The 21,563-nt window shown below is 36.0% G+C and carries 23 protein-coding genes and 1 pseudogene; 18 read left to right on the top strand and 6 right to left on the bottom strand.

Annotated elements, in window-relative coordinates; genetic code table 11:
* The first annotated feature begins 33 nt into the window (after positions 1 to 33).
* The 5 genes from RCG22_RS12570 (at position 34) to RCG22_RS12550 (ending at position 3,170) form a co-directional block, all read left to right on the top strand.
* Complete coding sequence (locus RCG22_RS12570) at positions 34 to 297, top strand: hypothetical protein (protein WP_308103216.1); 264 nt, start codon at positions 34 to 36, stop codon at positions 295 to 297.
* Positions 294 to 680 carry a retropepsin-like aspartic protease gene (locus RCG22_RS12565; RefSeq protein ID WP_308103215.1) on the top strand — a complete coding sequence of 129 codons (387 nt, stop codon included), beginning with the start codon at positions 294 to 296 and terminating at the stop codon, positions 678 to 680. The genes RCG22_RS12570 and RCG22_RS12565 overlap by 4 nt, the downstream gene beginning before the upstream one ends.
* A 223-nt stretch (positions 681 to 903) precedes the next feature.
* Positions 904 to 1,884, top strand: a complete 981-nt coding sequence (locus tag RCG22_RS12560) for an SHOCT domain-containing protein (protein ID WP_308103214.1) — start codon at positions 904 to 906, stop codon at positions 1,882 to 1,884.
* A gap of 285 nt (positions 1,885 to 2,169) precedes the next feature.
* Complete coding sequence (locus tag RCG22_RS12555) at positions 2,170 to 2,472, top strand: P-loop NTPase family protein (RefSeq protein WP_374049354.1); 303 nt, start codon at positions 2,170 to 2,172, stop codon at positions 2,470 to 2,472.
* Between the two features lie 179 nt (positions 2,473 to 2,651).
* A complete protein-coding gene (locus tag RCG22_RS12550) occupies positions 2,652 to 3,170 on the top strand; it encodes a DoxX family membrane protein (RefSeq protein WP_308103213.1) in 519 nt (172 codons plus the stop codon).
* Between the two features lie 107 nt (positions 3,171 to 3,277).
* Here RCG22_RS12550 and RCG22_RS12545 read toward each other — a convergent pair.
* A pseudogene (locus RCG22_RS12545) lies at positions 3,278 to 4,833 on the bottom strand (ABC-F family ATP-binding cassette domain-containing protein).
* Positions 4,834 to 5,140: 307 nt separating this feature from the next.
* Positions 5,141 to 5,773: a histidine phosphatase family protein gene (locus RCG22_RS12540; protein WP_308103212.1), complete on the bottom strand. Its 633-nt coding sequence runs from the start codon at positions 5,771 to 5,773 to the stop codon at positions 5,141 to 5,143.
* Positions 5,774 to 6,407: 634 nt separating this feature from the next.
* On the opposite strand from RCG22_RS12540, the gene RCG22_RS12535 reads away from it, so the two are divergent.
* Entirely contained in the window at positions 6,408 to 6,926 is a 519-nt protein-coding gene (locus tag RCG22_RS12535) for a DoxX family membrane protein (RefSeq protein ID WP_308103211.1), read from the top strand.
* Between the two features lie 255 nt (positions 6,927 to 7,181).
* On the opposite strand, the gene RCG22_RS12530 is transcribed toward RCG22_RS12535, so the two are convergent.
* Both RCG22_RS12530 and RCG22_RS12525 read right to left on the bottom strand, forming a co-directional pair.
* Complete coding sequence (locus RCG22_RS12530) at positions 7,182 to 7,448, bottom strand: hypothetical protein (RefSeq protein ID WP_308103210.1); 267 nt, start codon at positions 7,446 to 7,448, stop codon at positions 7,182 to 7,184.
* A gap of 174 nt (positions 7,449 to 7,622) precedes the next feature.
* The gene (locus tag RCG22_RS12525) at positions 7,623 to 7,961 is read right to left on the bottom strand and encodes a hypothetical protein (protein WP_308103209.1); all 339 of its coding nucleotides are present in this window, start codon (positions 7,959 to 7,961) and stop codon (positions 7,623 to 7,625) included.
* 189 nt (positions 7,962 to 8,150) lie between these two features.
* Here RCG22_RS12525 and RCG22_RS12520 point away from each other — a divergent pair, with 189 nt between their 5' ends.
* The 7 genes from RCG22_RS12520 to RCG22_RS12490 all read left to right on the top strand — a co-directional run bounded on the left by RCG22_RS12520 (position 8,151) and on the right by RCG22_RS12490 (position 16,025).
* Complete coding sequence (locus tag RCG22_RS12520) at positions 8,151 to 8,294, top strand: hypothetical protein (RefSeq protein ID WP_308103208.1); 144 nt, start codon at positions 8,151 to 8,153, stop codon at positions 8,292 to 8,294.
* A 41-nt stretch (positions 8,295 to 8,335) separates the two neighbouring features.
* Positions 8,336 to 8,695, top strand: coding sequence for a hypothetical protein (locus RCG22_RS12515; protein ID WP_308103207.1), 360 nt, complete (start codon positions 8,336 to 8,338; stop codon positions 8,693 to 8,695).
* A gap of 94 nt (positions 8,696 to 8,789) precedes the next feature.
* The gene (locus RCG22_RS12510; RefSeq protein ID WP_308103205.1) at positions 8,790 to 9,680 is read left to right on the top strand and encodes a hypothetical protein; all 891 of its coding nucleotides are present in this window, start codon (positions 8,790 to 8,792) and stop codon (positions 9,678 to 9,680) included.
* Positions 9,659 to 10,252: a hypothetical protein gene (locus tag RCG22_RS12505; protein WP_308103204.1), complete on the top strand. Its 594-nt coding sequence runs from the start codon at positions 9,659 to 9,661 to the stop codon at positions 10,250 to 10,252. The genes RCG22_RS12510 and RCG22_RS12505 overlap by 22 nt, the downstream gene beginning before the upstream one ends.
* 62 nt (positions 10,253 to 10,314) lie before the next feature.
* Positions 10,315 to 10,674, top strand: coding sequence for a hypothetical protein (locus RCG22_RS12500; protein ID WP_308103203.1), 360 nt, complete (start codon positions 10,315 to 10,317; stop codon positions 10,672 to 10,674).
* Between the two features lie 908 nt (positions 10,675 to 11,582).
* On the top strand, positions 11,583 to 12,965 hold the full coding sequence (gene drt2 / locus RCG22_RS12495) for an antiviral reverse transcriptase Drt2 (RefSeq protein WP_308103201.1): 1,383 nt from the start codon (positions 11,583 to 11,585) through the stop codon (positions 12,963 to 12,965).
* A 246-nt stretch (positions 12,966 to 13,211) separates the two neighbouring features.
* Positions 13,212 to 16,025 (top strand): DEAD/DEAH box helicase, encoded by a 2,814-nt coding sequence (locus RCG22_RS12490; protein WP_308103200.1) that lies wholly within the window; start codon positions 13,212 to 13,214, stop codon positions 16,023 to 16,025.
* 18 nt (positions 16,026 to 16,043) lie between these two features.
* On the opposite strand, the gene RCG22_RS12485 is transcribed toward RCG22_RS12490, so the two are convergent.
* The gene (locus RCG22_RS12485) at positions 16,044 to 16,442 is read right to left on the bottom strand and encodes a (deoxy)nucleoside triphosphate pyrophosphohydrolase (protein WP_308103199.1); all 399 of its coding nucleotides are present in this window, start codon (positions 16,440 to 16,442) and stop codon (positions 16,044 to 16,046) included.
* A gap of 163 nt (positions 16,443 to 16,605) precedes the next feature.
* Between RCG22_RS12485 and RCG22_RS12480 the strand changes: the two genes are divergently transcribed.
* From RCG22_RS12480 to RCG22_RS12460, 5 genes are all read left to right on the top strand, one after another.
* Positions 16,606 to 17,022, top strand: a complete 417-nt coding sequence (locus tag RCG22_RS12480; RefSeq protein WP_308103198.1) for a hypothetical protein — start codon at positions 16,606 to 16,608, stop codon at positions 17,020 to 17,022.
* Between the two features lie 171 nt (positions 17,023 to 17,193).
* A complete protein-coding gene (locus RCG22_RS12475; protein ID WP_308103197.1) occupies positions 17,194 to 17,547 on the top strand; it encodes a hypothetical protein in 354 nt (117 codons plus the stop codon).
* A gap of 28 nt (positions 17,548 to 17,575) precedes the next feature.
* The gene (locus RCG22_RS12470; protein WP_308103196.1) at positions 17,576 to 18,238 is read left to right on the top strand and encodes a dihydrofolate reductase family protein; all 663 of its coding nucleotides are present in this window, start codon (positions 17,576 to 17,578) and stop codon (positions 18,236 to 18,238) included.
* 661 nt (positions 18,239 to 18,899) lie between these two features.
* Entirely contained in the window at positions 18,900 to 19,625 is a 726-nt protein-coding gene (locus RCG22_RS12465; protein ID WP_308103195.1) for a 3-ketoacyl-ACP reductase, read from the top strand.
* Between the two features lie 319 nt (positions 19,626 to 19,944).
* Positions 19,945 to 20,103: a hypothetical protein gene (locus tag RCG22_RS12460; protein WP_308103194.1), complete on the top strand. Its 159-nt coding sequence runs from the start codon at positions 19,945 to 19,947 to the stop codon at positions 20,101 to 20,103.
* A gap of 88 nt (positions 20,104 to 20,191) precedes the next feature.
* Here RCG22_RS12460 and RCG22_RS12455 read toward each other — a convergent pair whose 3' ends face one another.
* Positions 20,192 to 21,406 (bottom strand): translocation protein TolB, encoded by a 1,215-nt coding sequence (locus RCG22_RS12455; RefSeq protein ID WP_308103193.1) that lies wholly within the window; start codon positions 21,404 to 21,406, stop codon positions 20,192 to 20,194.
* Positions 21,407 to 21,563 lie beyond the last annotated feature (157 nt).

Below are 21,563 nucleotides of genomic sequence, written 5' to 3'. Positions count from 1 at the left end.
ATACTAGAAATAAATAAAATGGAGGTGTTAAAAGTGAAATGGGAACAAGTTCGTGAACAATTTCCGGAACAATGGGTACTTGTCGAAGCCATCTCTGCATACTCAAGAAATTCAATTCGCTATCTTGAAGAGCTATCCGTCATATCAAATTTCCCCGAATCAACTTTTGCTTGGAAAGAATACAAAAAACTACATTTAGATGACCCTTCTCGTGAATACTATATTTTCCATACGGACCATGAAACAATTGAAGTAAAAGAACAGAAATTTATTGGAGTAAGAAGACGACTCCAGTGAAAATTCAACTGGAAGATGGGTTGCCGATAGTTTCTGTTTCACTTGGATATAAAGGAAAAATAATAATTTTGGATGATGTGCTTTTGGATACAGGTTGTTCAAATACAATCTTTGATACAGATGAAGTTGAAGGTGTAGGTTTAATCATAGACCGCAAAAATGGCAGTCCTAGAAGGATGTATGGAGTCGGCGGTGAAAGTGAATTGTGCTATGAACAAAACGTCAAAGAGTTGGAAATAGATAATTTCCGTTTGGGTTCCTTCCAGCTACAATTAGGAATAACAAAAGAGACTTATGGGTTTAACGGAATCCTTGGTGTCGATTTTATGATTAAGTCGGGTCTAGTCATTGATTTTAATGAAAAAGCAGTGTTTAGAAAGTAGAGAACCCCATAACCGTCCTCATATAGAAAAAACTCATTTAGATACGTTACAGTGAACCATAAAATAGGTACCTGACCCCCGATACGCTAAAGCTTTAACACGCTGGGGGTCAGGCACCACTTCTGGAAGATGAAACTAGTAATTTATGTATATTTATTGTAACTTACTGTAAGTCTCCTTAAACTAAAGGAGTGCCAGAATATATCGAGAGGAAGTCATCCAAATGAGTAGCGCAGAAGCAAATACTTCATTAGAATTAATATTGACAAATGCATTAAAAGTGCCAGGGGTAAAAGTTAATCGTACTGAATTCTTATCTAAAGCCCTTCATGAATCTGTAAGTTACAATGAACTTGTTGTGGTATTGGAAAAGGGCCCTATTGAAGCAGGAGTAAATATTAATACTTTAGATAAAGTAGCAAAATCTTTAATAGAAAAACGTACTCTTCAGAGTTCTGGAGCATCTTTTGCCGCTGGAATTCCAGGTGGATTAGCAATGGCTGCTACAATTCCTGCTGATACTCTTCAATTCTATGGAGTATCATTACGATTGGCCCAGGAGTTAGCCTATCTATTTGGCTACGAAGATTTGTGGGATGCTGAAAGGATAGATGGTGAAAGAGTTAGAGGAGAACTAGCCTTATTTTTAGGAGTCATGTTTGGTGTCGGAGGTACTGCCTCAGCATTAAAAGTATTGTCATCTAAGGTTGCACAACAAGTATTAAAAAAGCTGCCTCAACAAGCATTAATGAAAACAATCTATTACCCGATAATAAAGAAAGTCGCAGCTACAATTGGCGTGAAAATAACAAAGAAAACATTTGCTCAAGGTATTTCAAAAGCAATCCCATTAATAGGCGGTGTAATTTCGGGTGGTTTAACCTATGCGTCAATGAAACCAATGGGAACACGTTTAAGAAATACATTATATGAATCCGTAAATAACTACTCTAAAGATGATTTCAAAAAGGATCTCCAAGAAATGAAAAATGAGATGCCTGATTTCATAGATGCTGAGTTTACTGATGTAGAAGACGATATTTTAAATAAGACCACAGAAGAAAAAAATAATAATAATAATAATACATCATTTAGTGCAGCTGATGAATTACTTAAGTACAAAAAACTATTAGACATGGGTGTCCTAACTCAGGAAGAGTTTGATAGGAAAAAGGAAGAATTATTATTTAATACTACATTATAAATGGATACTTTAAAAAGAAGCAAGAAAGTTACAAGAAATCAAAAGTGCACCTTTCTAACCAGCATAAAGGTTTAATTTAAGAGTATGTGATGAATTATCCTAATTAAATGCAAACATATAAAAAAATTATCATGGTTAGGTCAAGACTTAAAAGTAACCTAAGAAAGACAAACACCTTTACACAAAAAATGGGTAAAAAAACACCCAAAATGCAAAAGACGCCTCCAAAAATCACTTTTGGGGGTGTTTTTATGACGTTTTGCGATTCTTGCGGCAAGGCCATCGATGGGAAAAACCGACGTGATGCTTCATTTTGCCAAAATGTCGGGTGGGGCAGGATTTCTGCCAATCGTTTTTTCCTTAGAGATGCCTGAAAAGCTGATCACTTCGCGATTAATAGCTTCGACAGGAGGCTTTAACCGTTCAAAAATGCCTGTTTCCCAAATTACGGGCGAATTTCAACATTTTACGGGCGAATTCTCCGACTTTACGGGCGAATTTCACAAATTTATGAGCGAATTCTTCTATTTTATGGGCGAACCGTTAAATGGCTTTCGATTAGAAAATCCTCCGCTATACAAGTTATAAACCACTTAAAAGACCTACCCACCTAGAGTTCCCTTAGGTAATTCAATTACTGTTCAACAGTCCGTCAAATCATTTTTAACAAACTGTGAACTTATCACCATACCCATGTTGTTTAACGAGAAAAGGGAATATAGTGTAATCATAAAGAACAAACAAAATATGAAGGGCGGAATGAGCTCATGTTTAATAAATTTTTAAGAGAAAATAAAATTGCAGCGGCTATTCTTACGGTCTTACGTTTATACCTTGGCTACTCTTGGCTTACAGCAGGTTACGGAAAATTATCAAGTGGCGGCTTTGATGCAGCAGGATTTTTAAAAGGAGTGATCGCCAATCCAGTAAAAGGTCCAGATGGCGCGGTTGTATTTGGCTGGTATGTAGACTTCTTAAAACACTTTGCACTACCAAATGTTGATGTGTTCAATGTGATTGTTCCTTGGGGCGAGACATTAATCGGTTTAGGCTTAATCTTAGGCTGCTTAACAACAACCGCAATGTTCTTTGGTCTAGTGATGAATTTCAGCTTCTTCTTAGCAGGAACAGTATCTCATAACCCAAGAGACATTTTCCTTGGTTTCATCATCTTAACTGCTGGTTACAATGCAGGAAGAATTGGTTTAGACCGCTGGGTCGTTCCATTCCTCGCAAAAATGAGCAAAAAAGGTACTGGTAACGATAAAGCAAAAGCGCAAGCATAAATATAGTTTCAAGTAAAAGACGGTTCGGACATTCCGAACCGTCTTTTTATCATTTCATGTAATTCTATGCACAATAGGGGTCAGGCACCTTTTTCGATCTTTCAAGTTTATATTGCTTTAGTCGTCCATGATTCTACGTCCCAAATATCTGTTACCACGTCTTGGTAAAACTCAGGTTCATGAGAGATAAGGAGCATGCTTCCCTTATACGATTTCAAAGCTCGTTTAAGCTCAGCTTTTGCATCTATATCCAAATGGTTGGTTGGCTCATCGAAAACAAGAATATTGCTTTCTTGGTTAAGAAGTTTACATAAGCGGACTTTCGCTTGCTCGCCACCACTTAAAACCGATATTTTACTTTCAATGTGTTTTCTAGTTAATCCACATCTTGCAAGAGCAGCGCGAACCTGTCCTTGGCTTAAATGAGGAAACTCATTCCATATTTCTTCGATGCACGTATTTTGATTTTCTGTTTTCACTTCTTGTTCAAAATAGCCAATATACTGGTGTTCACCGCGTTCAAGTATACCAGAAAGAGATCTTATTTCTCCAAGCATGCTACGAAGGAGTGTCGTCTTTCCGATTCCATTCGCACCAACTAAGGCGACTTTTTGTCCACGCTCTATATAAAGATTTAACGGTTTTGAAAGTGGCTCTTCGTACCCAATGACAAATTCTTTCGTCTCAAAAATTAATTTACCTGATGTTCTTGCTTCTTTAAAGTTGAAATCAGGTTTTGGTCGTTCCTGTGCAATTTCAATAACGTCCATTTTATCGAGTTTTTCTGTCTGGACATTGCCAGACTGCTAGTAGATGCCCTTGCCTTATTACGGGCTACAAAATCCTTTAAACTAGAAATCTCTGATTGTTGTCTCTTAAAAGCAGCTTCAACTTGTAACTTTTTAGCTTCATAGACAATAAGGAAATTATTGTAATCACCGACGTAGCGATTTAATTCTTGATTTTCTAAATGGTAGATGACATTGACCACGCTATTAAGAAATGGCATATCATGCGAAATCAATAAAAAAGCATTCTCGTATTCTTGCAAGTAACGTCTTAACCACTCAATATGTTGTTCGTCTAAATAGTTTGTAGGCTCATCTAAAAGAAGAATATCTGGCTTCTCGAGTAAAAGCTTGGCTAATAAAACCTTTGTTCTTTGCCCGCCGCTTAAATCATGAACATCTTTTTCTAATCCTACATCATCAAGACCAAGCCCACGTGCCACTTCTTCTACTTTAGAATCAATAATATAAAAGTCATTATTTGTTAATATTTCTTGTAATGTACCGACTTCATCTAACAATTTTTCCATTTCTTCAGGTGTAACGTCCGATAATTTTTCATAAATCGTATTAATATTCGTTTCGACGTCAAAGAGGTATTGAAAAGCCGTATTTAGTACGTCACGGATTGTCATTCCCTGTTGTAAAGCAGTATGCTGATCAAGATAACCGACTCGTTGATGCTTTGCCCACTCTACTTTTCCATCATCAGGCTGAAGTTGCCCTGTAATGATATTCATAAACGTCGATTTACCTTCACCGTTTGCCCCAATTAAAGCGATATGTTCTCCTTTTAATAAGCGGAAGGATACATTATTAAAAATAGTCCGATCACCAAAGCCGTGGTTTAAGTCTTTAACCGTTAATATACTCATCTATTCAAACCTCATTTAAATTTCATTTTATTTTGTGTGGAAATATTTTTATATTTTCATTCGCCTACTGGTTAGAAGTTAATTTTTAACTATAACACAGATAATGGAATAGTTGAATGGTTTAAATTGGAGGTGTGGGAACGGTTTAAAAAAGGTGCCTGACACCCGATGCGTTGAAGTTTTAACTCACAGGGGGTCAGGCACCACTTTTGGGGAGTGACAGGTAAGGAATCTGATAGTACATCGCACATTTGTCGTTCGCATTAAGGCTCGGTGATGGAGTCTGGCTGCCTTAGGTGATTGGATTTCATTTTAGGTAGTATTCATCTCTAAAGGAAGTGTCAGCAATCCTATCTACATGAAATTTACCGTTCAAATATTTGATCACAGAAACACTGCAATTTTCATGGTGAGGATAACCACTCAATTTTGCTATTTGCATTAAGTAGTGGCCGATTGTTACCCCGTGTGAAAATACTAGAACATTTCCACCTTCATTTTTATACTTTTGAATGATTTCATCGATAGCAGAACTTGTTCGTGTAAAAAGCTGTAAGGAGGATTCTCCTTGAGGTGCTGACATATTTAAATCGGTAAGACTGTATAATGTCTCTAGGATATTCCCATATTGAGCTAGAATTTCCGTTTCTGATAGGGATACTAAAACACCAAGATTCATTTCCTTTAGACGTGGATCAGTAATGATGGGGATGTTTTGATGGCCAATGGCATACCTCGCTGTATCTACTACTCTCTGGCTTTCACTAGCGTATACGGCTTTAAATTCTATATCAGATAAACCGATTCCTACAGATTTAGCTTGTTTAATTCCATTATCTGTAAGTGGTGAATCGTAAAATCCCTGTATTCGTTTCTCTACATTATAATGGGTCTCCCCATGCCGAACAAAATAAAGATTCACTTCTTTTTCAGCGGACACGTGTAAACACCTACTTTGTATTGGGATTAATTGATTGATAAAATGAATACTAACACACTATTCGAGTAGTTTGTAATAAATACACCAAGCGTTTCCCGTCCACCAAATTTTGGTTAATGATTTTACAAATCCGATGCAATAAATAGCTTGGAATGGAACAAATCGGTTGGTTGAGTGTGAAAATTGGACAAAGAATAACAAAAAAGAGGCGAACAGTGACAGTGCTGTTCGCCTGTTATTATATAGATTAAAGTTGTTCATGGAACATCGTTTTGAAACAAGAAAATCCGGTGCATGACAGGCACCCTAACTAATGCTCTATAAGTGAATCCGATTTTACGGGCGAATTCTCCGACTTTACGGGCGAATTTAACAAATTTATGAGCGAATTCTTCAATTTTATGGGCGAATCGTTAATGTTCTTAGATTAGAGAATCTTCCGCTATACAAGTTCTAAACACTTAAAAGACCCGCCCTCCTAGAATTCCCTTAGGTGATTCAAATACTGTTCAACATTCCGCCAAAACATTTCAAACAAATCGTGAACTTAACACCATAGCTATGTTGTTTAACTTGAAAAGGGATTATAGTTTAATCATAAAGAACAAACAAAACATGAAGGGCGGAATGATTTATGTTTAATAAATTTTTAAGAGAAAATAAAATGGCAGCGGCTATTCTTACGGTCTTACGTTTATACCTTGGCTATTCTTGGGTAACAGCAGGTTACGGAAAATTAACAAGTGGCGGCTTCGATGCAGCTGGATTTTTAAAAGGAGCCATCGCGAACCCAGTAAAGGGTCCAGATGGTGCCGTTGTATTTGGTTGGTATGTTGACTTCTTAAAACACTTTGCACTACCAAATGTTGATGTGTTGAACGTGATCGTTCCTTGGGGCGAGACATTGATCGGCTTAGGCTTAATCTTAGGCTGCTTAACGACAACCGCCATGTTCTTTGGTCTAGTGATGAATTTCAGCTTCTTCTTAGCAGGAACCGTATCTCATAACCCAAGAGACATTTTCCTTGGTTTCATCATCTTAACTGCTGGTTACAATGCAGGAAGAATTGGTTTAGACCGCTGGGTCGTTCCATTCATCGCAAAAATGAGCAAAAAAAGTACTGGCAACGAAAAAGCAAAAGTGAATGTATAAATAACTATCAAAAGATAGGCGGTTTGGGTATCCGAACCGTCTTTTATTATCCTATTAATCAACGAATTAGCAAATAAGAGCAAAAAGCTCCTATAGATAAAAACGAGACAAAAAAATAGGTGCTGACCCCGTGGCGTTAAGCTTTAACACGCTGAGGTTCAGGCACTACTTTTTTTAAAAAAATATACTGTTTTGAATTAAAGGATTATTCTCTTGCAGACGTTTATGCTAGAGAACCCGCTTTATGTTATTCATTTAAAAAGGAAGTTTATCATATGTAATCATTGGTGCTAACCTTGACATTTCCACAGTATCTTCGTCAACACAAAGTTCACCACATTTTTCGCAGCTGATAAAAGTATCATTTAAATGATAGCCTACATAACCATGGGTGCATTCCTGAATGGCCCAAATTGTTTCCCACTCAACTTCAAACTTGTAATCACATTTAGAACAGTAAAATTCAGCACTTCCGAAATCCTCTTTTTGCTTCTGTTTCGGTTTTTTCTTCTTTTTCGCCATATATTTTTTCTCCTCAAATTAAATGTAAGCCTGGCAAGAACGAGTTCAATATATTATTTTAGACTTGGCTTACTATATTTTAACCGATTTGAACGTGAAATTTATGAAATGTTTCTGATATATAATTTCTTCATATATAGCTAGTACTAAGTTAGAAATTATATTCTGAAAATCTTATTCTCGTCTTCCTTCATGTTGTGTTTTCCGCTTATTAGGTTCCTTGCTACCGTTCTTTCTTGGTAAAACGCCAAAATATTGTTCAAAGGTGCTGGCTAGGTAATAATCGAAGGGAAATTCAACGCCAGCAAGAAGATTATCGAAATACACAAGACGTTCGGCTACACCAGTATATTTTCGGTCTGAAATAAGCGGAATCTCTTTTATTAGGTCTCTTGCAAATGACTTTGTAAGTCTTTCAGTTTCTTTAGCTGTTTCTCCATCAACCCAATTCCGATACTTCTCCATACAGTCGACAAAAACTTTATTTTGCTCGTCTGAATAAATAGTAGCCATCTAGTTTACTTCGTTTCTCTATTTATTTAGCAGATTTAATAATATCCTATCATCAATTTTACAATAATTAGTATTTTTATAAAATTATTTAATCATTTATAGGAATATAATGTAAACTGAAATTAATGGAATCCTATAACTATGTAATTAGGAGTACATTTAGATTGTAGGACTTAGGAGCATATGCAAATGGATGAACTAAACATAAAGAATTCAATAGTAAAAGCAAAGCGAGGATTAGAAAAGTATCAAAAAATAATGAGCATGGTTACTAATGTGGATGTTTCACATAGTGCGGATTTCAAAAGTCTTTTAACGGATTCTATAGAGTAAGGCAGCGACCGCCTATCTTTTATAATAAGTTCTATAATTTTATGGAAGAAAACAAAAACGGCACGCCATCCTTTGAAAAGACATTTAGATACATATATGAAGAATTAGAGAGAGTAGAAGCATCGTTCTCGAGTAAATTGGTAGCAACCATTAATCCGGACCTGCCTATTTGGGACACAGTGGTCCTAAAAAACTTAGATAAGAAGCCTCCCGCTTATTATAAGAAAAATAGGTTGGAAGAAACCATCTTATTATATGAAGATATTAAAAATGAATATAAAAAGATACTTGCAGAAGAAACGGGCAAGCTAATCATCCAATTATTTGATCAAGAGTATCCAAACTCAGGAATAACCAATATCAAAAAAGCAGATTTTGTATTTTGGCAAACTAGAGAATAAAGGTATGATAGGAAATTTAGTATAATGCTGTATGTCATTAATCTCGCGAAAGCTCATGAAAGTTTTTTGATTAAATCGATTAGGTGGTAATGTTATGACAATTGCTGAAATCCATGGAAAGCTTTCTCCTTATGAGCATATGGAAGATTTACTAAGCTCAGATGTATTTTCTACATTCAAGTATCTTGATGTCAACAACGGTCTCATCCCATTTTTGAAAAAGGCAACAAGCTTTAAGGACAATGCACCACCTGATTTTCTCGATGATATTGTTGAAGCGGATTATATATTTTGGCCAAGAACGACATATCTAAACAGAGAACCCGATGTCCTAATCATACTAACGAAAAAAGACCAATCCACAATGGCTATTTTAATAGAGGCAAAATATCATTCTGGAAAAAGTAATACTCATCGAGAAAAAGACGCCACTGATAAAGAAAACAATCCATTGGAACATTTAGACGGAGACCAACTTGCCGAATTATTTAAGGAACTTCAGGACGGAAATGTCTATATCGGTGATCCCATCATAAGAGACAAATACATTCGATCGGCAGACAATCGATATCTCTTTTTCGTAACGGCCCACTATGCTTCACCGAGGCACGATATCGAAGAAACCTTTAAAGTATTACGGACAAAACAATATTTTAATCAAAATTATCAGAGATTATTTTGGGTTAACTGGATAAGCATCATTGGTGTCATTGATGAAGTGAATTCAAGAGAAACCTGGAAAAGTGCTCCAACCATGCGTTACTTGTTAGAGGATCTGAAGGCATTGCTTCAAAGGAAAGGTTTAGTTCCATTTAATGGATTTACTACACCTCAAAAGAAAATTTCATTACCAAAGTTTTTATTCTGGGAAGAAGTAGAGAAGGTGGACCAACCACTATTTTCAGAAATTGATACTAGTAAACTAACAAAAGCTGAAAAATATTTTTGGAGGGGGAATAAAGAATGGCAATCGGAAATGAAATAAAAGAAATCTACGACATGATGAAAACAGTCTGCCAAGAAACCAGCCAATTAATGATTGTAATTAATGACATTATGGAGAATGAAGGGTTTTTGGCAGTTGGTGATGGTAGTGTGATGTTCGGAAAATCAGGGCATTATCGGTATCCAGATTATTGGCTTCCCTATTTGTTACAGCGAGTATATACAAAAGAAAAGAATTCTAAAAAGGGTATCGGAGTAAATATTACGTTTGATGGAAGCAATGATGGATTAGAAAATAAAATTCCATTTCTAACATGCGGTGTTGTGGAATACCCTAAAGATAGAGTTACTAAGGGTAATGGTCTTTATAAGGCTGGATGGATTGACCACGAAGAAGTTCCGAAAGAGTTTGACGGTAAACTCTGCACAACTACATTTACTGATGGAATAATCACAAAATCCTACTTCCTCCCAATTGAGATATTGAACAACCAGGAAAAAGTCCACCAATACATCATTAAACCTCTGATTAGCCTCCATGAAGGACATTTTGATGAGGTAAATAATATGATTATTGATGTGGCATTAGGTTTGGAGGAAATTGTAGAGTAGAGACTACATATGATATAGAGTTTTCTTATCATCTCTTTAAGTGAAAGGATAAAGTAGCCTATATGAAAAAACAAATAAATCAAAAGCAATTTATTAATTCATATCGTTCCGCGGGGCTCTGGTTTGTTGCACTTTTTATGGAAACTTTCTTATTAAGAATTGATGAACTACGTGATCCCAATAAAAAAACAAAATTAATTGAAGAAATATATAATAATGGTGAGGGTTTTGATAAAGAAGAAGGCGGTACAAGAACGAGGGTCAATTGCTTATTCCGAATTATCGAAGCTGGGAGAGTAATAGAGGTACTGGATGTAGCAGTTGCTTCTGAAAGATTAAGTAACGATTTTCCAGATGCTGCTTTTCAAGCAGAAGGCTTGTTAATGAGAATCAAATCTGGTGAATTCGCCATACCTGATTAACATGATTTTTGTCTGGTGTTTTATAAATTATCAATCTAACAAGCTTTGGAGGGATAAATATGGAGCTAGTTAGTAAAATGGAATATAGGTGTCCCCCGGTGCATTAAAGCTTTAGCATACTTGGGGACAGGCACCTGCAGGAGCAACGCGACATTGTAAAAGACCTGTGTTCGGGGCAGCGGTATTTTTAAATAGAGAGATCCACAGAAAATAGCCCACGGGAGTAGGATGGAAATGTAATAAGAAGAATACACGAAATTGGCGATATACAGATAATCCACTTTTACCTTTTAAGGAAATTGATATAGATATGGAAGAGATGGTAAGCATTAAGATGTATGAGGTTTAAATATGGGAAATACTAATCAAACATTTTAATTTATTCGGTCTCCTTTACTTACTACTGGAAACTACCAAACTTCGGCAATATTCGTGTGGTTCCTGGCACATGAACTTATTAAGGTACACTAAGCAGATATTTTTTAATGCGTTATAACTTATTTTTGCTAATGCCGAACTTGAATTGACTAGAGGTTTCATAGATAAAATAGCCATTGATATAATTACTGGTAATAGAATCCATTTGTGATATAATAAAAGTGCCCCGTAAATAGTTGCGGGGGAGACTGGTGAACGGTTGTCAAGCTTTATCCAAACAACATTTCTTGCTGCTATCACGAACCAGCAGGCAATAACAAAGGATAACATAAGGCAACCACACTGCATATCGGAATTAACACCTCCATTTGTAGTCAACCATTCCACTGTATACTTAATAGTATATAGGATTAGTAATATTATATACAGCCTTGTTGTTTGTGCGAAATCACATACAATGTAAACGGTCCTTTTGAAGTCTATTTATAGGATTTAATTGAGACCACGGTAAGCTGAAAGGGTGACTGACTATGAATCAGAGTAATAGGCTAAAATTACATGCCCTTTCCAGCTCTGCTAATATTAATTTTGATAAATACAACACTAAGAAATATAAGCATTTTGATAATAAAGTTTCTATTAAAAATGCTGTTGATAGAATTACAAATCCATGCTGGGTACAAGAGCATGGATTTTACCCGTTTATTCATTTTAGTATAAAGATACATAAATATAATAATGAGATAAAAGGGAAGGAAAAACCAGAACCGAAAGAAAGAAAAATCTTTTATGCATCTCATATTGATAGCTTTATTTATAAATATTACGGTGACTTGCTAAATAATATGTACAATAAATTAGTTGTTAAACGTGGCATAGATTCTGTTGCAACTGCCTATAGAAGAAAGAATGATGGAAAATGCAATATCCATTTTGCAAAAGAAGTAATAGATTATATTAAAAGAAGTAATCAGGCTTTCATATACGTAGCGGATTTCAAATCCTTTTTTGATGAACTTGACCACAAGTATCTTAAAAACCAGTTACAAACGGTTTTAGAAAAGGAAACTTTGCCGGAAGATTATTATGCTGTTTTTAAGAATATTACTAAATATAGTTGGGTTGATAAGGCAAAAATCGATGAATTATTAAAGAAGAAATACAAAAATAGGGATAAGAGAAAAAAACTGTCTAGACTTTTAGATGAGAAGGATTTTAGAAGGTTTAGAAAGGCAAATAATCGAAACGTAGAGTACAATAAAAATAATTATGGAATACCTCAGGGAGCGGGATTGAGTTCAGTTTGCTCCAATATTTACCTTTTAGACTTTGATGAGAAAATAAATAATTATGTAGAATCCTGTGGGGGGCTTTACAGAAGATATTGCGATGATTTAATCATTGTTATACCTTTTGAGGGGGAAGCAAACATTTACGATTATAGCCAACATCTAGATGTAATTGAGCAAGTGAAAAATCAAACTCCAAGGTTAATCATTCAAAAGGAAAAAACAAAGAGGTTTATCTATAATCGGGATAGAATATATGACGAGAATTTTGAGCCAAGCATTTTAGATTACCTAGGTTTTGCATTTGATGGTCACAATGTGAAATTACGAGAAAAGAGTTTATTCAAATACTATTGCAGGGCGTATAAAAAGGTTCGATTATGTAATTGGAAATCAGAAAAATCGGGTGTAAAAAAGCATAGGAAAAGCTTATATACTAAATATACTCACCTCGGAAATGGCAAGGCAGGCTATGGTAACTTCTTAACTTATGCCGAAAGGGCTCAAGAAGTATTTGATAAAGACTCTGCAACGAACAACCTTATGGCATACCAAGTTAAAAACCATTGGAAAAAAATTCAGAAACGCTTAATAACGCCGAAGCCTAAAAAGTCTAGCACCTAATTAAAGAGTGTTGGGCTTTTTAGATTTTAGTGAAAAAACCTCATTTAGATTCATTACGGTGAACCGTACCATAAAGTATCTATATATACATTTAAGCGATCAAAATCCATTTAAAGAGAAAAGGATCCACAAATTCATTTTGGATAGTGGATCTTTTTATTTACCCAAAAATATAGTACAATTTCCACATATCCAATAAATAACAATACAAGTATTGATAGTTAATATATAGTCAGGAGTAATCCAATGGAAGCGGTCGAAAAGAAGCTAATCGTAAATTCCGATAAGGGGAATTTATTAAGAGAGCTAGTAAAATCGATGAACGAGTGTGAGCGGTTTTATTTTAGTGTTGCATTTATAAACTTTAGTGGACTCCAACTTCTCCTTGATCCATTAAAGGAAGCCGAGTCAAAGGGGATTAAAGGAAAAATTATTACTTCCACATATCTCAATTTTACGGATGCAAAGGCTCTTGAGAAAATTAGAGAGTTTAATAATGTTGAGCTAAAGGTTTTTGTTACGGATAAAGAGATTGGTTTCCATACGAAAGCATACATATTTGAGTACAAAGATAGCTACAAAGTGATAATCGGCTCCTCAAATATCACTCAAAGCGCTCTGAAAAGCAATATTGAGTGGAATGTTGAAATTATCACGAAAGAGGATGGCAGGTTTATACAAGATGTCCTAAAGGAATATGACTATCTCTGGAACATGAGTGAAGAAGCTGATCAGGATTTTATTAGTAGATATGAGGAGTTTCTAAAAAGCCTCAAAAATACACAAAAGAAACATCAGCTGATATATGAAAACAAGCAATATATCGTCCAAAATAGAATGCAAAAGCGAGCAACCGAGAATTTAGATAGACTAAGAAGCTTTGGCGAAAAGAAGGCTCTTGTCATTGCCGCAACCGGTACAGGAAAAACGTATATGTCGGCTTTCGATGTCAAAAGTTTAAAACCGAAGAAACTTCTATTTATTGTACATAGGGAAGAGATATTGAAGAAAGCAAAAGATACCTTTGAAATGCTCATCACGAATGAGGGGTATACTTTTGGCCTGCTAACAGGTAATCATAAGCAAAAAAATGTGGATTATGTTTTTGCTACGATCCAAACCATTTCTAAATGTTTTCATGAATTTAAAAAAGAAGAATTTGATTATCTAATCATTGATGAAGCACATCATGCGACCAGCCCAACCTACCAAACCGTTTTGGACTATTTTGAACCTAAGTTTACATTAGGAATGACGGCAACCCCAGAACGTAGCGATGGTTATAATGTTTTTGATCTATTTGATAATAATGTGGCATTAGAAGTGCGATTACATGAGGCTTTAGAGGACGAGTTAGTTATTCCTTTTCATTACTTTGGGATTACGGATATTGAAGGCATTGATTTAAGTGATGTTAATATTGACGATATTGCTGAAATAACCAAGAGATTAAAGGTTAATGAGCGTGTCGATTTTATAATTGAAAAAATGGATTTTTACGGTCATGATGGCGAGAAAAGAAAGGGCCTTGGTTTCTGCGCCAGTATTGAACATGCTCAGTATATGGCTAGTGAATTTAATAAAAGAGGCTATAAAAGTGTTTGTTTATACGGTGCCGACTCACCGGACACACGGGAGCGTTTTATTAATCAATTAGAAAATGATCAAGATGATTTAGAATTCATATTTACCGTTGATATTTTTAATGAAGGCGTAGACATTCCTTCTATTAATATAGTACTCATGTTGAGGCCAACAAACTCGCCAATTGTGTTTATTCAGCAGCTAGGAAGGGGATTGCGGAAGCATTCCGATAAAAGCTTTTTAACGGTTCTTGATTTTATCGGAAACCATAATAAAACGTTTCTCATTGCACTGGCACTTAACGGAAGTAGGTACTACGATAAAGAAAGTTTGAAGGTAGCAATTGCGACTGGATTTGCAAATATTCCTGGGTGTACTCATATCCAAATGGATAAGATCTCGCAGGAAAGAATTCTTGCACAGATTGATAATGAAAACTTCAATTCGATGAAGTATCTGAAGGAAGAGTATTTTGAATTTAAAAAGCTCAATCAAGGAAGAATTCCTTATTTGTTATTGGATTATCTCAAGTATGATGGAGCACCCGATCCTACAAAATTTATTGACCGTGAAAAAACGTATCTTCAATTTGTAGCAAAAGTTGAAAAAGATGATTATTTAAAAGGTTTACTACAAAATGAAGCTTTCGAAGGAGCTTTAAAAGAATTATCTAGCAAGCTTCCTCTGAACAGGATTTATGAGTTTATCATTATTAGATATTTGATAGAACATGCAGAGGTTGATTTAGAAATTGCTAAGCATCAAATCCTAAAGATGATTAAGGATGTTGACAATGATAGTGTATTACATGCATTTGAGTGCCTGAATCAGAACTACTATGATAGCGGTCAATTGAAGAGTAAACCTAAACTATGTAATTATATAGACGGAAAACTTGTTAAGGCTCCCATTTTTAATGAATTACTAAAAAATAGGGAGTGCCGTAAATATATAGAAGATGCCATTACCTACGGGATTTTCCGTTACGAAAAAGAGTTTAAGGCAGAATACTACGGTGTTCCACACTTTAAACTATATGAGCAATATCAAATGATGGATGCCGCATTACTTTCCAACTATCGGAAAATCCATAGTTCCTTTAGGGGTTCAGGGTTGCTTGCTAACGGAAAAGAGTATTTCCTATTTATTGATTTGCATAAAGAAGAGGATGTAAAGGAAAGTATTAACTATAAAGATAAATTTATAAATGAGCGATACTTTCAATGGCAATCACAAAATAGTACTGCCCAGCATTCTGAAAGAGGGCAGAATATTATTTCTAATAAGCAACGTGGTGTTAATCTACATTTATTTGTGAGGAAGTACAGGGAGATAGATGGAAAAAATGAGCCTTTCATATATATTGGTAAAGGAGATTCAGTCCAATATGAAGGTGAAAAACCGATCACGGTGAAAATCAAATTAGAGCACGAAATCCCTGCAAACCTATATACAGAGTTTACAAAAAAAGTGTAGTCTTCTCATTCGAGAAGACTATTTTTCATGGATTAATTGTTCAACCGCTGAAATGTCAGCCGGGGCCCACTTTAGCGAATCTATATTTTCTCTTTTCAGCCAAATTAGCTTGGAATGTTCACTTGGTGTTGGCGTTCCTTCGACAACTTTACATTTAATTGAGATTAAATTAATGATAAACGTCTCGTACTCATGGACATTTTCGTTAAATACCTCTTTTGATGTCTTGATTTTACAGTCAAGTTCTTCATCAATTTCTCTCTCCAGAGCTGAGTAGATGTCCTCATTTGCTTCCACTTTTCCGCCCGGAAACTCCCACATATTTGGAATGGACATTTCTGGGGACCTAAGAGCACAAAGAATCTCATTCTGTTCATTTTCAATAATTGCTGCGACAACTTTCACGAGTTTTTTCAATGTGATCCTCCTTGATGAATGATTTACTAGTCATAATATATCACTTTTAGTGGAGAAATTCTTTGATGGGATTTTTCATTCTATTGCGAAAGTTTTATTGGAAAATTAACCCTTATGCTCTATCATTAAAATAGTAGAATGATCTGCTTAGAGGAGTGATATTTTGGAAATAATAAATGTAATTGAGAGAATTAAAGATAAATTTTTAGAAAATGGTAATCCGACAGAAATACCTTTATTAAAAGGGAAGAAAACATTTCAAGCAGTTTTGAATGAAGATGGTATTAGCGTGAGCAATTTAGCCAGCCAACCTTTTTTACCCTGGTCAGTGTTTGAAGAAACGATTATGCTGTTAAATGAGAAAAGTGGCTGTGCAATTAAGGGGGATGCAATGAGTAATAAATTAGGTGAAACAGGACTGCCAATTGATTCTGTTGAAGGAAGAATAGCTTTTAAGGTCTACGGGAAACAATTAGGGCAGACTGTATTTCGTCGAATTACTCCTATCGCTTGCATATTAGAATGGGCAGGTATATGCATGAATCAAAGAGGAAAAGTAGTCCTCCCAAACTATCGTTGAACAGGGTGAGTTGCTATGGATTTAAAGCGAAAGTTTTAACTTTACTTGAATAAGATGTAGATGGAATAACATCCGAAAATAAAATCAAGTATATGAAAAAGCGGAAGAAATAACCAAAATTATTAGGTGGTAAAGAAATTTAATGAATCTGCAAAGGGGATTAGATAAAATATGGGCGTAACACAAGTATGGGAGAATCTTAGAGCGAAAGCTAGATTGTCAGAATTTGAAATACATACGGTACCACAAAATAAAAGTATCCCATTATGGTTTTTAGTGGGTGTTTCGGATAAACATCTCGTAATTAAAAAAGCTGAAAACCATACACCTAGTATAAAAATTTCGATGGATCGAGCAATAACTTACAAGGATTTTGAGTTTGTCTACAGATGCAATGAACGATGGTTAAAAGGTGATCATAGTGGTCGTCAGGAGGCTATCAAAAAGTCACAAAATACTGCCTATATTTATGCATTGATAGATGAGGCATCTAAACAGAAAGTTTTAGAACAGTCAAAAAATTAAGATTTCCACTTGGCCCTTACATAACGTAATGATTTATTATGAACGTAACAGCTGGATGAAATGCGGGCCAACGGCCAAAAAAATCGAACAAAATAAATTCGAAATCGGAGGAAAAACGGACATGAGAAAACTCGTATTGTTCATGCATGTGTCGCTGGACGGGTATGCGTCGGATTCGAACGGAGGACTCAATTGGATTCCGTACGACGAGGAATTAGAGAAATACGCCGAGGAGGTCGTAGCCGAAGTCGGGGCCCCCGTTTACGGACGGACGACGTATCGCATGATGGAGAGCTACTGGCCCACGATGCTGGACAATCCGGATGTGCCGAGGCACGAAATGGAGCATGCCAAATGGCTGCAGGATGTTAAGAAGATTGTCATTTCCGGCACGATGGACAAGGTGGAATGGAACAATACGATGCTGATCAAGGACAATATCGCAGAGGAAATCAAGGTACTCAAAGAGCAGCCCGGCAAAAATCTCGTTATCTTCGGCAGCCCGGGAGCGGCAAAGACGCTGCTTAAGCTCGGCCTGATCGACGAATTCCTGTTTACAATTTGTCCAGTCATCCTGGGCGGCGGAAAATCGGTATTCGACGGCGGCGGTGAGAAAATCAGGCTCAAGCTGCTGTCCAGCCGAACGCTCAAGTCGGGCATTATCGCGGCCCGCTATGAGTTAGAGAAATAGCCGTACAAGGTGTTCTTCTAACGGAGAACGATAGTTTAATAAACCGCCCCTTCATTACGGGGCGGTTATAGTTTTGGCTGAAAATCAACATTGAGAATTAACATAGCCAAAATTAAAAGAAAAATTAATAGTTTATCGAGTACTAGAACGAGTTTCGCGGGGACGATATAGATTAATGGGTGCTGCTGCAACCAAACATATAGGCCGGATTTTTCCCAGCTGAATCATACAATAACTAGTATTACAAAACTAACCAAACGTTTGATTAAATTCTTGATTCCTTGGTATATATGGAAAAAGAGAATAGTTGAATCGAATAGATAGTAAAATAGTAGAAAATTGGAGGGGTCTTTTAAATGAAATACCTTAATTCCTTTATTCACCTTTTTGCCACTAATCGTCCTAGCATTTGTTGTTAGATGGGTTTATCAAATTAAAAAAAATAGTGAAATTCAAGTGGAGCAAAACAGACAGATTATCTTGCTTTTGCAAAATAAAGATATTAGTAATTAACTAGTTAAGATTTTGGGTAAAATGCGGATGATGCCAGTGCACTTTTATTATGAACAGGGGTTTGTCTTCCTCTTTTTATTTTTGTGAGCATACTGTTAGAATAATTTTCCCACAATACTATAATAAGAGCTAGAAGGAGTTGTTAATAATGACACAATCACTAAAAGGAAAAGTAGCGTTTGTAACGGGTGCTGGAAGAGGTATTGGCAAGGCAGTTGCAATCGCTTTAGCAAATGAAGGGGTAAACATTGGTTTACTCGCAAGAACAGAGTCTGCCTTAAAGGAAGTCGTAAGTGAAGTGGAAGGTTTAGGAGTTAAAGCAGCTTACGCGGCCGTTGATATTTCATCTCAGGAAGAAGTAGAGCAAGCGATTAAAAAAATAACGGGCGAGTTGGGCACCGCTGATATTCTGATAAATAATGCAGGAATTGGAAAGTTTGAATCACTTTTAGAGATGGATCCACAGGAATGGAAGAGAATCATTGATGTTAACTTGATGGGCCCCTATTATGTAACAAAAGCGGTTATTCCTCAACTTATTGAGAAAAACGGTGGTGATATCATCAACATTTCGTCTACCAATGGGTTAAGCGGCGCTGCCACATCCAGTGCCTATAGTGCCTCCAAATTTGGCGTCATCGGCTTAACGGAATCATTAGCACAAGAAGTACGAAGAAATAATATCCGCGTTACCGCATTAACGCCGAGTACCGTGGCTACGGAGCTCGCGGTTAAAACGAACTTAATCGCTGAAAATAATGATGAGAAATATATGCAGCCGGAAGACATTGCTGAATTTATCGTTGCTCAATTAAAATTGCATCCACGTATTTATGTGAAAACAGCAAGCATGCTGGCAACGAACCCATTCTAATTGAAGCGTGTAAATAAACAATAGGTTATTCGTAAAGGCTCAGCTACAGAACTGGGCCTTTTGTCTGCCTTTATAAAGGTTCCCTTCAGAATTCATCTAACCTAATCGTCATTAATCAAACGATTGATTAAATCGATGGAGCCCTTGGTACATATAGTTTGAATAAACTAACCAAACGATTGATTAAATAAATCCCTTGGTAGTGAAAAAACTAACCAAACGTTTAATTAGTTGAGTTGAGTTTAATGAATGAATGGAAAATAAAGTTAAATTCAGTGTATAATATTAATAAACTGTTTATGTAAATGGGGGTCTTGTTATGATTTGGATATATATTTTTACACCTGTTGTTATATTGAGTGCAATAGCTATTTATTTTGATAAAAAATCCGGGGCCATTTCGACTGAGGAAGGTAGAATAGTGGAGAAGTTAGAGGAACGCCCACCGGAACATGGTCCAACTTTTTATGGATCTTGAGTTGATCTAAAAAACATAAACAATGCAAGCAAGTTTTAATAATTACTTGAACAGTTTAAAGGCTTTTTACATGGCCAAATATAAATACCTATTTGAAAAAAAACACAGGAGCTGAATCAACATTCTTAAGCCAAATCCGCTCTTGACCACTTAACCCATCCTTCACCCATACATCACCTTGATGATCCTTTACTTTTTTTCGAAGCCAAGTAAGATGAGAACCAATAACTTGTGGATCTTCATCAAGTTCATTTTTCTTTGGAAAAGAGATTTGATTTTGATCTTCTGTTTTAATATTGATCGCATAAAGTGCTGTAAACATCGTTGGAACAGACCCTTCCTTCCACTTTTTATTCTCGCTTGCACGAGCCACAATCACTTGATCCGGTGAGAACCATTCCAAATCAAGATCCACATATCCTTTCGGTGTATATTCCTTTTGTTGCTTAGCTGTTGGCATGTCCGCAATCATGGTTTTCTTGTTTTCAACGAAAAATCTTCCTTCTCCTGAAATATAGGCTAGTTGATTAGCGGAGAGAGCCCATTTCATCCAGTCTTGGTACCAAAGCATTTTTCCTATGGATTGAAATCGCTCTCCCTGTGCGGACAAAACACATAAGGTATTACTATCATTTGACAAAGAAGCTGTTGGCATGGCTAAGAAACTCACCCACTTCCCATCAAAACTCCATTTAAAATAATCAGCAGAGATTGCAAACAAATCAGGCTCCTTTGTTTGAATGGTGTAAAAAAGTTTCATTTTATCTGTAGCTAGATTGGCATCGACTGGAATTCTATAAAGCGGGATGGGTCCCCAACCAGTAGGACGTAAACTGGATGGGGAGGAGGCGATAAATTCTTTCCCATTAGGAAACCATTCAAAATCACCAACCCCAAGTGAGACATTTTCAAATCCTTGCGGGCGACCATTCTCTACTTTCGTAACGTTTAATAAACCTTGATCATTGTAGGCCAATTGATTTTTGATCGGGGACCATTTAAAGTTCGATGTTTCCACCCTTACATAAGGCTGGTAGTTTTCTTTTTCTTTGGTATCGTAAATGAATAAATTTGATTTTTCTCCTTTTTTATCGCCATCAATATAAGCAATAAACCGGCGATCATAGGACCATTTTGGAGAATTCACATAACGATTTTTGGTGAGTTGTATTTCTTTATCTCCCTTTTTGATCCATAGCTGATGGTCTCGAATAAATGCAGCTGTGAGTGGCCCTTCCGCATGTACCATCGTTGTTGAAGGAACACCTATAAGAATGAAAAGTAGTAAAACTCGAAATATCATTATTAATCCCTCCTACTAGTAGGATGTACTGAATTCTCAGTAACTAGTAAGAAAAGTATTTTTATCTGAAAGAGTAACTTTTCCAATTCTTGAGACACTCTTACTAAAAAAGGTCCTGACCCGTGATGCTTGAGTAAACTAACCAAGCTTTTTCAAT

This window comes from Neobacillus nitrireducens, assembly GCF_030915405.1.
Taxonomy (GTDB): domain Bacteria; phylum Bacillota; class Bacilli; order Bacillales; family Cytobacillaceae; genus Neobacillus.
The sequence above is the reverse complement of the archived record's forward strand: the minus strand, read 5'-3'. Positions and strand labels throughout refer to the sequence as shown.

What these genes read in the sequence shown, in the direction of transcription:
- RCG22_RS12520 (WP_308103208.1), top strand. Translation starts at nt 8,151, where the DNA reads ATGGATGAACTAAACATAAAGAATTCAATAGTAAAAGCAAAGCGAGGA.
- RCG22_RS12555 (WP_374049354.1), top strand. Translation starts at nt 2,170, where the DNA reads ATGGGAAAAACCGACGTGATGCTTCATTTTGCCAAAATGTCGGGTGGG.
- RCG22_RS12505 (WP_308103204.1), top strand. Translation starts at nt 9,659, where the DNA reads ATGGCAATCGGAAATGAAATAAAAGAAATCTACGACATGATGAAAACA.
- RCG22_RS12550 (WP_308103213.1), top strand. Translation starts at nt 2,652, where the DNA reads ATGTTTAATAAATTTTTAAGAGAAAATAAAATTGCAGCGGCTATTCTT.
- RCG22_RS12460 (WP_308103194.1), top strand. Translation starts at nt 19,945, where the DNA reads ATGATTTGGATATATATTTTTACACCTGTTGTTATATTGAGTGCAATA.
- RCG22_RS12530 (WP_308103210.1), bottom strand. Translation starts at nt 7,448, where the DNA reads ATGGCGAAAAAGAAGAAAAAACCGAAACAGAAGCAAAAAGAGGATTTC.
- RCG22_RS12455 (WP_308103193.1), bottom strand. Translation starts at nt 21,406, where the DNA reads ATGATATTTCGAGTTTTACTACTTTTCATTCTTATAGGTGTTCCTTCA.
- RCG22_RS12475 (WP_308103197.1), top strand. Translation starts at nt 17,194, where the DNA reads ATGGGCGTAACACAAGTATGGGAGAATCTTAGAGCGAAAGCTAGATTG.
- RCG22_RS12470 (WP_308103196.1), top strand. Translation starts at nt 17,576, where the DNA reads ATGATTTATTATGAACGTAACAGCTGGATGAAATGCGGGCCAACGGCC.
- RCG22_RS12560 (WP_308103214.1), top strand. Translation starts at nt 904, where the DNA reads ATGAGTAGCGCAGAAGCAAATACTTCATTAGAATTAATATTGACAAAT.
- RCG22_RS12500 (WP_308103203.1), top strand. Translation starts at nt 10,315, where the DNA reads ATGAAAAAACAAATAAATCAAAAGCAATTTATTAATTCATATCGTTCC.
- RCG22_RS12515 (WP_308103207.1), top strand. Translation starts at nt 8,336, where the DNA reads ATGGAAGAAAACAAAAACGGCACGCCATCCTTTGAAAAGACATTTAGA.
- RCG22_RS12490 (WP_308103200.1), top strand. Translation starts at nt 13,212, where the DNA reads ATGGAAGCGGTCGAAAAGAAGCTAATCGTAAATTCCGATAAGGGGAAT.
- RCG22_RS12535 (WP_308103211.1), top strand. Translation starts at nt 6,408, where the DNA reads ATGTTTAATAAATTTTTAAGAGAAAATAAAATGGCAGCGGCTATTCTT.
- drt2 (WP_308103201.1), top strand. Translation starts at nt 11,583, where the DNA reads ATGAATCAGAGTAATAGGCTAAAATTACATGCCCTTTCCAGCTCTGCT.
- RCG22_RS12465 (WP_308103195.1), top strand. Translation starts at nt 18,900, where the DNA reads ATGACACAATCACTAAAAGGAAAAGTAGCGTTTGTAACGGGTGCTGGA.
- RCG22_RS12510 (WP_308103205.1), top strand. Translation starts at nt 8,790, where the DNA reads ATGACAATTGCTGAAATCCATGGAAAGCTTTCTCCTTATGAGCATATG.
- RCG22_RS12525 (WP_308103209.1), bottom strand. Translation starts at nt 7,961, where the DNA reads ATGGCTACTATTTATTCAGACGAGCAAAATAAAGTTTTTGTCGACTGT.